The sequence below is a fragment of the Streptomyces sp. SAS_270 genome, from assembly GCF_052543295.1.
Window position 1 is genome coordinate 122,982 of the sequence record NZ_JBMNDS010000009.1, and the last position, 12,927, is coordinate 135,908.

General features: G+C 70.2%; 15 protein-coding genes and 1 pseudogene. 7 read left to right on the plus strand and 9 right to left on the minus strand.

The window, feature by feature from the left end; genetic code table 11:
- Positions 1-25: 25 nt before the first annotated feature.
- From ACN6LB_RS09050 to ACN6LB_RS09090, 9 genes are all read right to left on the minus strand, one after another.
- Positions 26-424, minus strand: a complete 399-nt coding sequence (locus tag ACN6LB_RS09050; RefSeq protein WP_445025329.1) for a hypothetical protein — start codon at positions 422-424, stop codon at positions 26-28.
- Between the two features lie 93 nt (positions 425-517).
- Positions 518-2,032, minus strand: a complete 1,515-nt coding sequence (locus tag ACN6LB_RS09055; protein ID WP_445025330.1) for an ATP-binding protein — start codon at positions 2,030-2,032, stop codon at positions 518-520.
- A gap of 46 nt (positions 2,033-2,078) precedes the next feature.
- Complete coding sequence (locus tag ACN6LB_RS09060; protein WP_445025331.1) at positions 2,079-2,621, minus strand: hypothetical protein; 543 nt, start codon at positions 2,619-2,621, stop codon at positions 2,079-2,081.
- A 23-nt stretch (positions 2,622-2,644) separates the two neighbouring features.
- Positions 2,645-3,109 (minus strand): DUF6238 family protein, encoded by a 465-nt coding sequence (locus ACN6LB_RS09065; protein WP_445025332.1) that lies wholly within the window; start codon positions 3,107-3,109, stop codon positions 2,645-2,647.
- Positions 3,110-3,171: 62 nt separating this feature from the next.
- Entirely contained in the window at positions 3,172-4,644 is a 1,473-nt protein-coding gene (locus ACN6LB_RS09070; protein WP_445025333.1) for an SCO6880 family protein, read from the minus strand.
- An 89-nt stretch (positions 4,645-4,733) separates the two neighbouring features.
- Entirely contained in the window at positions 4,734-6,092 is a 1,359-nt protein-coding gene (locus ACN6LB_RS09075; protein ID WP_445025334.1) for an SCO6881 family protein, read from the minus strand.
- Positions 6,093-6,127: 35 nt separating this feature from the next.
- Positions 6,128-6,808 carry a hypothetical protein gene (locus ACN6LB_RS09080; protein ID WP_445025335.1) on the minus strand — a complete coding sequence of 227 codons (681 nt, stop codon included), beginning with the start codon at positions 6,806-6,808 and terminating at the stop codon, positions 6,128-6,130.
- Positions 6,808-7,125 carry a DUF6112 family protein gene (locus ACN6LB_RS09085; RefSeq protein ID WP_015662377.1) on the minus strand — a complete coding sequence of 106 codons (318 nt, stop codon included), beginning with the start codon at positions 7,123-7,125 and terminating at the stop codon, positions 6,808-6,810. The genes ACN6LB_RS09080 and ACN6LB_RS09085 overlap by 1 nt, the downstream gene beginning before the upstream one ends.
- A 125-nt stretch (positions 7,126-7,250) precedes the next feature.
- Positions 7,251-8,381, minus strand: coding sequence for a C40 family peptidase (locus tag ACN6LB_RS09090; protein ID WP_445025336.1), 1,131 nt, complete (start codon positions 8,379-8,381; stop codon positions 7,251-7,253).
- 523 nt (positions 8,382-8,904) lie between these two features.
- Here ACN6LB_RS09090 and ACN6LB_RS09095 point away from each other — a divergent pair.
- The 7 genes and pseudogenes from ACN6LB_RS09095 to ACN6LB_RS09125 all read left to right on the plus strand — a co-directional run bounded on the left by ACN6LB_RS09095 (position 8,905) and on the right by ACN6LB_RS09125 (position 12,893).
- On the plus strand, positions 8,905-9,660 hold the full coding sequence (locus ACN6LB_RS09095; RefSeq protein WP_445025337.1) for a DNA-methyltransferase: 756 nt from the start codon (positions 8,905-8,907) through the stop codon (positions 9,658-9,660).
- A 168-nt stretch (positions 9,661-9,828) separates the two neighbouring features.
- The gene (locus ACN6LB_RS09100; RefSeq protein WP_445025338.1) at positions 9,829-10,539 is read left to right on the plus strand and encodes a DUF4913 domain-containing protein; all 711 of its coding nucleotides are present in this window, start codon (positions 9,829-9,831) and stop codon (positions 10,537-10,539) included.
- The gene (locus ACN6LB_RS09105) at positions 10,536-11,024 is read left to right on the plus strand and encodes a hypothetical protein (RefSeq protein WP_445025339.1); all 489 of its coding nucleotides are present in this window, start codon (positions 10,536-10,538) and stop codon (positions 11,022-11,024) included. The genes ACN6LB_RS09100 and ACN6LB_RS09105 overlap by 4 nt, the downstream gene beginning before the upstream one ends.
- On the plus strand, positions 11,021-11,728 hold the full coding sequence (locus tag ACN6LB_RS09110) for a DUF3631 domain-containing protein (RefSeq protein WP_445025340.1): 708 nt from the start codon (positions 11,021-11,023) through the stop codon (positions 11,726-11,728). The genes ACN6LB_RS09105 and ACN6LB_RS09110 overlap by 4 nt, the downstream gene beginning before the upstream one ends.
- Positions 11,729-11,801: 73 nt before the next feature.
- Positions 11,802-11,996: pseudogene (locus ACN6LB_RS09115) on the plus strand (hypothetical protein); the annotation flags it as partial.
- An 88-nt stretch (positions 11,997-12,084) separates the two neighbouring features.
- Positions 12,085-12,216 carry a hypothetical protein gene (locus tag ACN6LB_RS09120; protein ID WP_445025400.1) on the plus strand — a complete coding sequence of 44 codons (132 nt, stop codon included), beginning with the start codon at positions 12,085-12,087 and terminating at the stop codon, positions 12,214-12,216.
- Complete coding sequence (locus ACN6LB_RS09125; protein WP_445025395.1) at positions 12,213-12,893, plus strand: hypothetical protein; 681 nt, start codon at positions 12,213-12,215, stop codon at positions 12,891-12,893. Before ACN6LB_RS09120 ends, ACN6LB_RS09125 begins: the two co-directional genes overlap by 4 nt.
- The last annotated feature ends 34 nt before the right edge of the window (positions 12,894-12,927 follow it).

Below are 12,927 nucleotides of genomic sequence, written 5' to 3' on the forward strand. Positions count from 1 at the left end.
CTCCCTACGGAGTGGTGAGGTGGTCCTATCGGCCGCGCGTCACGCGGGCGGGCGGCGTGCTCGTGGGCGCCGGAGCGGGCACGGCTCGTGTCCGGGGTGCCCGCAGGGCCAGGGAGACTGCCACTTGCCGGTACGCGCGGATGGCTTCTCTAAGGTGGTCGACGGCATCGGCCCGGCGTGCGGCGAGAATGTCGATCTGTGTGCCGCTGTTCTGCAGGACGCCGAGGGAGTTGATCGGCGTATTCCCGGAGGCTGCGCGTGCCAGAGTGGAAGCCGCGCTCTGAGCGGCGTCGGTGAACTGCTCGTGCACGTGGTCCAGAAGGCGCGCGGCCGTATAGACCAGGTCAGCGAGGACCAGTTCGGGGCCGTCATCGTGAAGGCGGCCGAGATCTTGAGGCGAGGCGCCGAGGGTTTCGTGCACCATCCGGGTGCCGGGACCGGCGGAAGGTGGAAGGCTGGCTGGATTCTCGATGGGGACGTCCACGGGATCGAGGGCGGTCGGATCGTCTCGACCGGATCAATGCATACGGGCATCCGTGTCGAACAGTGCCAATTCATGCGTGTGCAAAAGATGTTGAACGATGAAGGATCTTCCGGCGACTTTCCACAGGCCCCGTCCGCGGTTGAGGTGGGAGATGGCGTCCGTTTCCACGGACGTGAGTCCCAGCAATGCTGCTGCGGCGTGGAGTTGGTCAGTTTCCTGCCGGTAGATGATGCGGGTGGAGCAGTCGGCGAGTAGTCCCTCGGCCAAGGCGCGTCCGCGGGATCCGGCGTCGCCGGCGGTGAGCAAGTCGCTGAGCCGGTGGATGACCATGAGGTTGGCGATGCCCAGGCCGCGGCTGAGCTTCCACTGGGACTGCATCCTCGCGAGCAGGCCGGGGTGGCGCATCAGCCGCCATGCCTCGTCGTAGACGATCCAGCGCCGGCCGCCGTTCGGGTCGGACAGCGCGGATTCCATCCACGCGGAGGCACAGGTCATGGCGAGCACCAGGGCGGTGTCGTCGCCCGATCCGCCCAGGCGTGACAGGTCAATGGTCAGCATGGGCGAGTTGGGGTCGAAGGCCACGGTGCTGGGGGCGTCGAACATGCCGGCGAGGTCGCCGTGGACCAGACGCCGCATGGCATGAGCCAGGTCGCGGGAGGCGTCGCCGAGGCGGCCGGACATGACGCCGCCGACCCGGTCGAGTTCGTCGGGGTTGTTGAGGGTGGCGGCGATGTCGCCGAGGAGCGGGGTGCGTCCGTTCGCGGCGGCGCGGGTGACGACGGCGTCCAGGGCGACGTCGAGTCCGGTGTGCTCCATCGGCAGCAGGTCCCGCCCGAGGACGGTGCGGGCCAGCGAGCCGAGCAGCAGCAGACGGCGTTTGCGGATCTCGCCCGCCCAGTCGGTCTCGGAGACGCTGTTGGGGCGCGGAGCGGCGTCCAGCGGGTTGAGTTTGCCGGGCAGCCCGGGGCCGAGGGCGATGGAGGTGCCGCCCAACGCCTGTGCCACGGGCGTCCATTCGCCCTTCGGATCACACGGGACGTAGACCCGGTATCCGAAGGCGATGGACCGTAGCGCGAAGCTCTTGGCGAGCGCCGACTTGCCCTGTCCGATGACCCCGGCCAGCAGGACGTTCGGGTTGGTGAAGCCTTCGACGCGGCCGTACAGCGCGAACGGGTCGAAGCAGAAGGACGCCTCCGCGTGGACGTCGCGGCCGATGTATATGCCCTCGGCGCCCAGTCCGCCCTCGGCGAGGAACGGGTACGCCCCACTCGCGGTGGCGGTGGTCATGCGGTGGGCAGGCAGCTTGATCTTGTTGTTGCGCGAGGACGCGGGGCCGGGGCGTCCGGCCGGCGGGAAGAGCGGCGTCGGCATCTCGTGCTCGGCTGCGCCGGAGGCGCTGGTGTGGGCGACAGCTTCGGTGCGGGCCTTTGCGGCGGCCTCGGCGAGCTGTCGGCGGGCGGCCTTGCGCGAGGCGCGGTCGGTGCCGTGCGGGGTGAACAGCGGGCTGGCGCTGGCGCGGCGGGCGCGACGAGCGGGCCGGTGGCTCATGACGGGATGGCTTTCATGTGACGGAGTTCAGGACACACTGCGCAGGTCAGACGCGAGGGGAGGCGCTGAACAGAAGCGGCTTGCGGTAGCCCGTGCCGCCGCCGGACCAGTCCAGTTCGATGTAGCCGTCTGCGAGGTACTGGCCGCTCGCCTTGGTCTTGAGCGTTCCGGTCTCGTAGGAGCCGTTGCCGTTGCCGTTGCCGCTGCTGTGTTCGAGCGCGCGCTCCAGATATGTGTAGTTGGCGTACTTGACGACCGGGTCCTTGCCCGCGGTGGACTTCTTGGTCTGCAGGTGGAAGCGCGCCTTGTTGAAGGTGAAGCTGCTGTGCTGGTTGGCCGCGTAGGGGCCGTCCCAGACGACCTTGGCCGTGGTGTAGATGTAGCCGCCGCTCCTCTTGGCGCAGAGCTGGACGTCGAAGTCCCAGTTGTCGGAGTCGGGGCCGTTGTACGACGGGTCGTCGACCGTGTAGCTGCTGGTCGTGCAGTGATAGCTGGCAGCGGAGGCCGGTGCGGCGGTGGCCAGGGCGGCGGTGCCGGCGAGCGCCGCGACGAGGACGGCGGCGGAGGTGGAGCGCTTGAGCGTGCGCATGCAGGGCCTTTCGGCGGTGGGGGTCACTGGGCGCAGGTGGTGGTGCGGCTGGGTGCTGGGGTGTTGAGGTCGGTCGGTGTGGTCTTGCGGCGCACGGCGTGGCCGGCGGCGAGATGGCGTTGGCAGATGGTCAGGACGGGCGGCCCCTCGGGGAGGCGCTCGGGGTGGCATTCGGAACCGGGTTCGTCCGCCACAGGAAGGAGGTGGAAGGCGTCGTGGACGGCGGCGGTGGCCTGCCACAGCCGGGTGTGGGCGGTGCCGAGCTGTCGGCCGGCGGCGGGATGCGGGGGCCGGGTGGTGTCGGCGAGCTGGTCGAGCAGCTGGTGCAGGGCGGTGAGGTGGGCGTGCAGTACGTCGAGATGTGCGCGGTCCGCGCGAGCGGCGGGCTTCTCGGCGCGGGGGGCGAGGGTGCGCGTGTGGTGGCGGATGCCGGCGCTGGCGGCCCGCAGGTACGGGTACGCGTCACCGACGGGGCTGGCAGAAGTCAAAGGGGAAAGGGTTCCTTCCTGCCGCGGCGGCAGGACGTCGTCGGTCGGCCGAGTGCGGGGGGTTACAGGGCCGTGCGGGCGAGGGGCAGGGCGCCGAGCGTGAACGCGTCGGGTTGCTGGAAGTTCAGGCGTCGCAGGTCGACCTGGGCGGTGACGGCGGCGGTCTCGATTTGCGCGCAGGCGGCGTCGAGGAGGGCGTCGGTCTCGGCGGACACGGTGAGCAGTCCGGTCAGGGCGACGTCGGCGTGCCCGGCGATCAGCTGACGCTCGCGGGTCTTGACGTCCGCGTACTCCACGGAGTCGGCTTCGGAGTCGACCTGCCCGCGTCGCGAGCGCTCGTTGGCGTCGGCGATGATCGCGGCCTTCTTGCGCTGCACGTCGCGCATCGCGGACTCCAGCCCCTGGGGCACGTATATAAGGGAGAGGGTGCGGCGGACTCCGGCGGTGAACATGAGCCCGTGCAGGAAGCCTGCCGAGGTTTCGGTGCGGGGCCAGTCCTCGACCCAGTAGGTGGCGTGCCGGGCGGAGTCGGTGGCGAGCCGGTCGTAGTCCTCGACCTGGACCACCGGGCCGGCGGCGGCCGGGTCGGCCTCGGCCCGCCCGGACTCCGACCACTGCTGGAGTGCGGAGAGGGCCTTGGGATCGTAGGCGGTACGGATGACGGCGGCGATCTCGCGCGCCGAGAGCCAGCCGGTCACCATCAGTCCGGCGCTGCGCGCGGCCTGAGCGATGGAGGACGTGGTCTGCTCCATGACGGTGAAGGCGCCAGGCAGCCCGCCGCCGGCCTGGCTGATCAGGCGCTTGGCGGCCTTCAGGTCGAGGCTGATGGCCAGGTACGCCTCGTGTGGGGCGGCGGCCGGTCCGGCGGAGGCGACCAGCTCGCTGTAGACCTGCCCGGCCACTGGTGTCTCGGGGTGGCCCTGCTGGCTCCAGTGCCGGGCGAGGGTGTCGCCGCTGTCGGGGACGGTGCGCTCCAGGACCTGCACGGTGGCCACATGTCCGGTCCGGGCGATGCCGGCCAGGGCCCGGCCCCACCCGGCGACGTTGTGGTTCTGGGTCGCGGGATCCAGCAGAGCGAAGGCTCGGCTGGAGACGCGGGCGATGGCGGTCAGGGTCTGCTGGTGCGGGTCGTGCACGGCGGCGGCGCCGTTGGCGGAGTCGCCGGGGGTGACCACCCGCAGCGAGGCGGCGGTGCCGGGCAGGTGCAGGACGCCGACCTGGCGGGGGCGGGTGACGGGCCGGGCGAGCCACAACGTCTGTCCGGTGCGGCGCCGTCGCGCGAAGCGCAGGACGATAGGCGCCCAGTCAATCAGGGAGCGGCCGTGCCGACGGATGGCGACCAGGGCGGCGACCACGGCCCACAGCGGCGTCAGAGCGATGGCACCGAGCAGTCCAGTGGATACCACCGTGACCAGCAGCAGAGCCAGGGCGCAGGAGACCAGGACGAGTTGGGGCAGGTACAGGCCGAGCAGGATGCCGCGCCTGGACCGGTGGGGGAATTTGACTGTGAGGGGGTGGACGGTGAGATCAGACAAGGGCCGTTCCGAGGGTGCGCGGGGCGGTGGCCGGGGCGGCACGCGGCGAAGAGGTGTGCAGCGGGTGCCGCCCCGGAGTCGGGCAGGAGCTACAGGCCGGTGGGCGGGGGCGGCGGTGTGCCGGTCCCGCCGGAGGTGTCGGCCGAGTTCGGCGCCGGCGGGGCACCCTGCGGCGAGGGTGTGGAGGCGCCGGCGCCGGGCTGCGACATGAAGCCGCTGCCGCCGCTGGGCGCCGATCCGGACCCGCCGCCTCCGGGTGTGCTGCCTGCCTGGGCACTGGTGTCGTCACGGGGGCTGGTCGGGGGCGGCTGGACGGCCTTGTCCAGGCCGTTCTTGACCCCGTAGCCTCCGGAGCCCGAGGAACCTTGACCCTCCTGGCCGCTGCCTCCGGTGGGGTTGGCGGCGATGTCGCCGGGGAATCCACCGCCTCCCACAGCGTCGGGGCCCTGCGCGGCGACGCCTGCTCCGGCTGCCGCGCCGCCCGTTCCGGCGGTGGCGGCCAGGGCGACTGCCTTGCGGGTCGCCTTTTCGCCGTGCTGACGCGCCAGTTGGGCGCCGGCGCCACCGGCTCGGTGAACCGATTCTCCGTCCGTACTCTCGGCCGCCCAGTGGACGAATTTGAAGGTGGCGTACGGGCAGAGCAGCACCAGCACCATGATCACGATGCCTGATAGGACGTCTGCAAGCGCGCCGAGGCCGTCCTTGGCCTCAGTCTTGCCCATGGCGGCGATGCCGAGTACGAAAATCACGGTCATCAGGAGCTTGGACGCGACGAGGGTGGCGGTGGCTTCGATCCAGCCGCGCCGCCAGCGGCGGGCCACCTCCCAGCCTCCGCCGGCCCCGGCGAAGATCGCCAAGGTCACCATGACGAGGATGCCGACCTTGCGAGCCAGCATCACGCACCAGTAGAGGAACGCGCCGACGGCGGCTCCGAGGGCGGCGACGACGGCGACGAGCCAGCCGAGTCCGGCGAGTCCGGGAATCTGGTTGACCTTGACCATGCGGCGGACGGCCGAGGCGATGTCCGTGTGCGCGGCCTTGAATAGGCCCGCGGACAGAGCGTCGACCACTTCGATCGCGACGGTGGTCAGGGAGATGGCGGCGAACGCGAAGATCACGCCCGAGGCCGTGCCCGTGAACGCTTGGCTGAGGGCTTGGCCGTCGCGTTTGACGGCGGCCCGGACGAGCTGTGCGCAGAACGTCCCGACCAGGATGACCAGGCCGATCGGCAGCAGCATCTCGTAGTTGTCGCGGAACCAGCCGGCGTTCAGGTCGACCTTGGTGGTGGCGTCGACCGCCTTGGCGGCCAGATCGGCTGCGGCGGCGGCGAGTTCACCGGCGCTCTTGGCCATCCAGTCACCGATCGCCTTGCCGGGATCGGAGGCGAAGTCGACGGCCTCGCCGACGGCGCAGAGTTTATCCGCTACGGGGAAGTCACAGAAACCCACGGGAAGTTGGCCTCCTTATCTGTTGGTGAGGTGGGTCACTGCGTGACGCTGGGGGCGATGGCGGCGAGGGTGCAGTCGTGGTTGGGCCGGCACTGCACGGCGAGGGTCACGGCGCGGTCCTCGGCTCCGCCGCCGCCCGTCTTCCACTCGATCTGCTGCTTGCCGTTGACGGTGACGACGTAGATGTACGCCTCGGTGATCGCGGACGGGTCGTCCGCCAGGGCCTGCTTGAACGCGCCGGGATAGTGGCCTTCGGTGACCGTTCCGGTGGCGTGCTGCTCCTGGTCGGCCATGCGCGACCACAGCAGCGGGTCGGGGACCTGACCGGACACCGAGGCCCAGTCGGTGTACTTGGTCTCCTTGGTCATCCACGCGCGCATGCCCGCGAGTTGCTGGTCGCGGCTGGTGTCGCGGGTGTCGTACGACCAGAGCATCGCCGCCGCGGCCTTGGCGAAGGCGACCGGTTCGGCGATCTGCGGGGGCTTGGGTACCGACCCCGCCCCGGCCGCGGGCTTCGGCGCGGCCTCGGAAGGCGAGGAACTGCTGTTTGGCGAAGGCGTGTCGGCGCCCTGGTGGTGTTCGCCGCGGCCGGTGAACCAGGCGGCGGTCGCGGCGAGGGCGAGCAGCGCGGTGATGACCAGGGCGAGGAGGGCGATGCGCTTGTTGGCGGACCAGGTCATGCCGTATGCGGACAGGGAGGGGAGTCGATTGGGCATCAGTGGACCTGCGACCCCAGGCCGGAGAAGAACGCCACGATGCCGTTCGCGGCGCCGAGGCCGAGCGCGGCGCCGGCTGCTACTACGGCGCCCTTCTTTCCGTTGGCCTCGGCCTGGTGGCCGCCGGTGTGGTGGCCCCAGGCCCATACGCCGAGGGACACGGCCAAGGCGCCGACGACGGCGATGATGCCGAACATGTTGATGCTGTTGACGACGTTCTTCAGCACGGACAGGCCGGGCAGGCCGCCGCCCTTGGGGGAGATGCCTGGGTCGTAGGCGAGGAGGACGGCGGCGCGGTCTGCGAGAGGTATGGGCATGGGTGTGGCGGGGCTCCTTGCGTGCGCGGGCCGTGCAGGGGCCGGCGGGAGGGAAGAAAGAGGGAGGGGAGGTGCGCTCGCGGCGCGAGACGGGGCCCGGCGGGCGTGGCCCGGGGCGCGCGGCGTCAGAGGACGCGGCGGACGGCCAAGATTTCCCAGTCCTTGATCGGCGTGATCCGGACCGGCTTTGAGGTGCGCGGCGCCTCGATGACGAGGCCCTCGCCCATGTACATGCCGACGTGTTCGGGCCGGACCGCGGTGCCGCGGCTGAAGATCAGATCACCGGGCTTGAGGTTCTTCGCCGATACGGCCTTGCCCTCGTTGACCTGCGTGTACGTGGTGCGGGTGAGGTGGACGTCGGCGTGTGCATACGCCTGCTGCATCAGCGAGCTGCAGTCGCAGCGGCCCATCGGGTCGGGGCCGTGGGAGTTGGTGCAGGAGCCGCCCCACTGGTAGAGCGTGCCGAGTTGGTGCATGGCCCACTCGATGGCCTTGCGGGCCTTCGGATCGGCATCCTTGGGGATCTTGTACCCCTTCGGGACGCTGCCCTCGGGGATCCGACCGAAGGATGTGCCGTCCTTGTCCGGCGCACATCCGCCGGAGCTGGACTCGGTGTCCTTGTCCTTGGCCGAGTCCTTGGCGGACTCATCCTTTTCGGTGTTCGGGAACGTGGCGGAAATGGCCTTTTGCAGCGCGGTCGCGAGGTCCTCCCACTGCGCGTAGGCGTCGGGTTCGCCGGATTTCTGGACGGCCTGGGCGGCTTGGGTGACCTTCATCTGCTGCCAGCCGTCGACCTTGAGCAATGCCTTGTAGAAGCGCTCGGAGGCGTAGACCGGATCGTGGATCTGCTGCGCGGTTCCCCACCCCTGGCTGGGGCGCTGCTGGAACAGGCCGAGGCTGTCCCGGTCACCGGAGTTGAGGTTGCGCAGCCGCGATTCCTGCATCGCGGTGGCAATCGCGATGATCTGCCCCTTCTTGGGCACGTCGAGGCTGATGCCGGTGGCCACGATGGTCTGCGCGTTGGGGATCTGCTCGGCCGGAAGGTCCAGGCCCTGGATGTGGACGTCCTTGGCGGACGCACCGTCGAGGAGCTTGGTGACTTCCTTGGTCACCTCTCCGGTGTCGATGCCGGTCAGGCATCCGCTGAAGGAGGAGGTGGTCGAGGCTTCGCTGGAAGACGCCATCATCATGGCGGTGCCGGCGAGCAGGAGCGGGGAGAGGACGACGACGCCGATGCCGGCGGCTATGCCCTTCAATCCGGTCCGCCTTCCGGAAGGCGATCACGGGCCGGTGGACGGATCGCGGGCAGGGGAGCGTAGAGCGATGTCACAGCGAGGTCCTTGGTGAAGTCCCGGCGGCGCGTGCGTCGTTGAGGAAAGGGCGCGACGTCCGGGTGGTGGGTAATTCGGGTCGCCCGGGGGCTGTTGCGAGTTGCCGCTCGCACCGGCACAGGGCGTCGGGTCAGGTGTGCCAGGACATGGGGGTACCTCCATGAAGGCACGGGCGGGGATGTGCCATCGGCTGTGTGGGCCGGGCAGTTCCAAAACAGTAAGGGCGGATCCCCGGTTGCCGAAATCGTTGGTGATCAAGGCTCTATTTCGGGGTTTTCGGTGGCGATAGCGCTCAACCGGGGATCGTGCCCTACAGTTTTGGCTCCTCCCCTCGCCCCCTCACGTCGCAGACCGCGGAGCCGTCCGTCCGCATTCGGTCCTGTGGGGTTATCCAGGCGAGCTGGAGCGTCTCTCCCTCATCTCACACGACCCGAATTGGGGTATCTCTTTGCCTTTTTCCCTGCACCAGGGCGACGCGCTCAGCGTCCTCGCCGAGCTGCCGGACAACTGCGTCGACTCCGTCATCACCGACCCGCCGTACAACTCGGGCGGTAGGACGGCGAAGGAGCGCACCTCGCGGTCCGCGAAGCAGAAGTACACCTCGGCTGACGCCGGCCACGAGCTGCCGGACTTCACCGGCGAGAACATGGATCAGAGGTCGTACGGCTTCTGGCTCACCCAGATCATGACCGAGGCGCACCGGCTCACCAAGGTCGGCGGCACCGCTCTGCTGTTCACCGACTGGCGGCAGCTGCCGATCACCACGGACGCCATCCAGGCCGCCGGCTGGCTGTGGCGGGGTGTCCTCGCCTGGCACAAGCCGCAGACGCGGCCCCAAAAGGGGCGGTTTACCCAGAATTGCGAATTCATCGTCTGGGCGTCCAACGGCCCGCTCGATGCGGCCCGCAACCCGGTCTATCTGCCTGGCCTCTACAGCGCTTCGCAGCCCAGCGGCAAGGCGCGCCAGCACATCACGCAGAAGCCCGTCTCCGTCATGCGCGAGCTCGTGCAGATCGCCCCGGCGGGCGGCACCGTGCTCGATTTCACCTGCGGCTCCGGCTCGACCGGGGTCGCGGCGCTGTTGGAGGGACGCGACTTCATCGGCGTCGAGAAGACCAAGCAGTACGCCGAGATTGCCGCCGACCGCCTCACCGAGACGCTGCAACAGACACTTTCCCAGGATGACTTGACGCTGGTCGTCTGAGGATGACTCTGCCGCGCGGCGCGGCGTACGGCGTGTTCCGAGCGTGTTCGCGTCGTGCCGCGCGCAGCGTTATAGCAGCGAAGTCCCGGTTACCGAAACCGGGGATTCTCTGGATGGTTGGAGCCGCAATCGACGCCCTATGGCTGCGGCCCAAGGAGGACCCTTTTCGTGCCTGAGTCCATAAATCCCCCGGAGGACACGGAGAAGGATCCGGTACAGATATCCGACTCTCATCTGCCCTCGGAGGAGGGAGAGCTGGAGCCGGTTCGGCTGCCGGAGGCTGGTCTGGCGAGGGTCGAGGCGAATGTCGCCATGCTGCTGGATCGATCCGCGCGGCACGAGCGTCAGATCGACGACCTCTCGGCGGCACCACCGCCACCGGACTCGCCGTTCGCCGCCTACGGTCTGCCGGGGTTCGCGGGCCTGCCGCCCGCCCCCGCGCCGCCCGAGCCGCGTCCGATCCTCGAGCTGGAGGGCGAGGAATACGAGGACGAACTCGACGCCCTGTCCGACTGGGTCGACGACTTCCTCGTCCGGGTCTACGGGGCAGAGGTCACCACCGCCGCCCCGTGGTGCGAGCAGTGGCAGGAGCACCCCGACGTCGTCGCCTGGCTTCATGCCCTGTGGCTGGCCTACCAGCAGCACAAGGACCCCGAGGCCGGATTGAGTGGCCTGTTCATGTGGCACCGGGACTTCCTCACCCACGCCATGGCCACCGTCCGGGCCGCTGGCGGTCCGCTGTCCGCGTGCATGACCGATCCGGACCGGCCCGCGCATCGCCTGCTGCCCGGCCCCCGTCCCTCGAACCGGAACACCTCCGCCACCGAGGAGAACGAGGACCATGAGGAGTCCGGCGAGCTGGGCCAGGCCGGCGGATGACCGGCCACGAGGACTGGCCGGCGTTCGGCCTGTCCTTCGACCCTCGCGCCCTGACAGACCTCCTGCGAGCCCCGGGCGACATCCGCGACCTGGCACTGGCCCAGCTCCAGGACGTCGTCAACGCCCGTCTGTTCGGCGTCAAACTCACCCGCGACCTCGCCGGCTGCCGCAAGGTCTATGTCGATCACCGCAATGCCTGGCGCATCGTCTACGCCCAGCGGCCGGCGCCCGCGAACTCCACGCACACCATCGAGATCCACGTCGTGGCCGTACGACCGCGCGAAGCGCACGACGTGTACGACACCGCCCGCGCCCGCCTCGGCATCCGCCGGCGCCCCCTGGGCGAGCGCACTCACGCGGCCCGCACCCGCTCGCCGCAGCTCGGAACCCGCCCGCCCGTCCCCAAGCCGGGACCACCGCCCTATGTGATGCCCGGTCTTCCCCGACCCGCACTGCCCCCGACCCTGAAGGGCCCCGTTCGTTGACGCAGTTCCCCACCCTGATCGACCAGGTCGCCACCGCCGTACTCGCTCCGGCCCAGGTCACCGAGAACCCGCACCACCGCGCCATCCTCGACGTGTTCGTCGAGATCCAGGAACTCGACCAGCAGCTCGCCGAGTTCGCCGGCACTGAGCTTCCCGGCGTCAGCCCCACCGAGCAGCTCAGCACCCTGACCGACCTGCTGGTCGAACGGATGGCAGCCGGGGCAGAACTGAGCGCGCTCCTGGCCACCTCCTGCTGCTGTGCAGCCGCGTACGAAGCTGCGCCCCCGTCCGAGTACGAACCGCTGGACGACGAGGAGCCCGGCTTCGACCCGGACTTCGACAACTTCGAGGGGTTCGACGACTTCGAAGAGCCGGACGGCCTGGACGACTTCGACAACGCCCACGAGGAGTTCCTGTCCTGCCCCAGCAGTCCGCAGACGATCGTGCACGCCTGCCTCGCCGTCTTCGACGACGAGGGCGCCCCGGACTACGTGAGCACCGCGGAGCTGGTCCAGCGCCTGCGCGATCTGCCCGGCCAGGCTGAGGGGCGCTGGAGCTACGCCGACCTCACCCCGCTGCGGCTGGGTCTGCTCCTGCGCGGCTACGGAGTACAGCCCTGCAAGCCGCGCGCGGTCGACGGCAGCCGCTACCGGGCCTATCGGCGCGCCGATCTGCTGGCCGCCCGCCCGACCTGCTCCTGCTGAGACACCCCGCCCTCGCGCGTAGTCGGCGGGTGACGGAGGCGGACTGGGACCTGATCGCCGCCTTCCACGCGCAGTGCTCCGAGCAGAACCTGCTGCGCCGCTGGGGCCGTACCCGACTGACCCCCGCGACCTGTCCAGGCTGCTTGCCCACGCGCAGTGCTGGATCGGGCTCGGCGTCGACGAGCGGCCTGTGGCCCTTGTCTGCGTCGGGCGGGTCAGCCGGGAGCCGGGGGTCTTCGATCTCGGGCTGCAGGTCGTCGACCACCGCCAGCGTCAGGGCATAGGCACGGCCCTGGCCCGCCAAGCCGCCCGCCTTGCCCGCGCGCGGAGCCCACACCCTATCCCCGTTCACGCAGGTGGCGAATGCGCCCATGCTCCGGCTCCTCGACCACCTCGGCCCAGCGGAGCACACCCGCGACGGCCCGTACGTCGAGGTCCGACTCGCCCTGGACGCGCTCACCCCGGACCCAGGAACCGCTCCACCATGACCTCATCCCCATCCGACGGGCTGATACCCACCGCTCTCGATTCTCGAATCGAGGCCGCCGTGGGCTACGGCGTCGAGGAGCTGCACCGACACCGCGACGGCGGGCTCCTCGGAGCACCGCACGCCATCCTGGCTAACGCGCATGGCGAGCTCGTAGCAGCCGAGCGGGACGTCGCCTTCTACCGGGTGCGCCTCGCTCGCCTCGCCTCCAGTCAACTACCAGCGGATCAGGCGCTGTTCGCCCGCATCGAGCGCACCCTTGATCAGCTCGTGACGGCCGCCGCCGCACGCGATGCGAAGCAATCCGTAGCAGCCGCAGCGCTGGCACCGATCGAGGCCGACCCTCCTCGGCAGACGCCACCGCAGATCGCGACGAAGGACGTCGCGGCCCTGCTCGCCATCGCTCAGGGCGCCAAACTGCACGAACACCTCGTCACGCATCGCCTCGCCGTGGCGACTCCCACGCGCACCCGCATCACCCACGCCCAGCTGCAGCGCCTGGAGGCCATGGGCCTGGTAGAGCGCGACACCGCGCACCCCGTGCACGCCGGTCAGCCCGTCACTCTCACCGATGCCGGCCGCGCCGTACTGACCGCACCCCGTCGCGCGGGCCCGCCGGGGACCACGCCCGCGCCTCTGGCACCGGCCCTCCCCGCCGTCTCCCGTACCCGCCGCTGAACCGCGCTCCGCGTGGCGCCGCCGGGGCCACAAC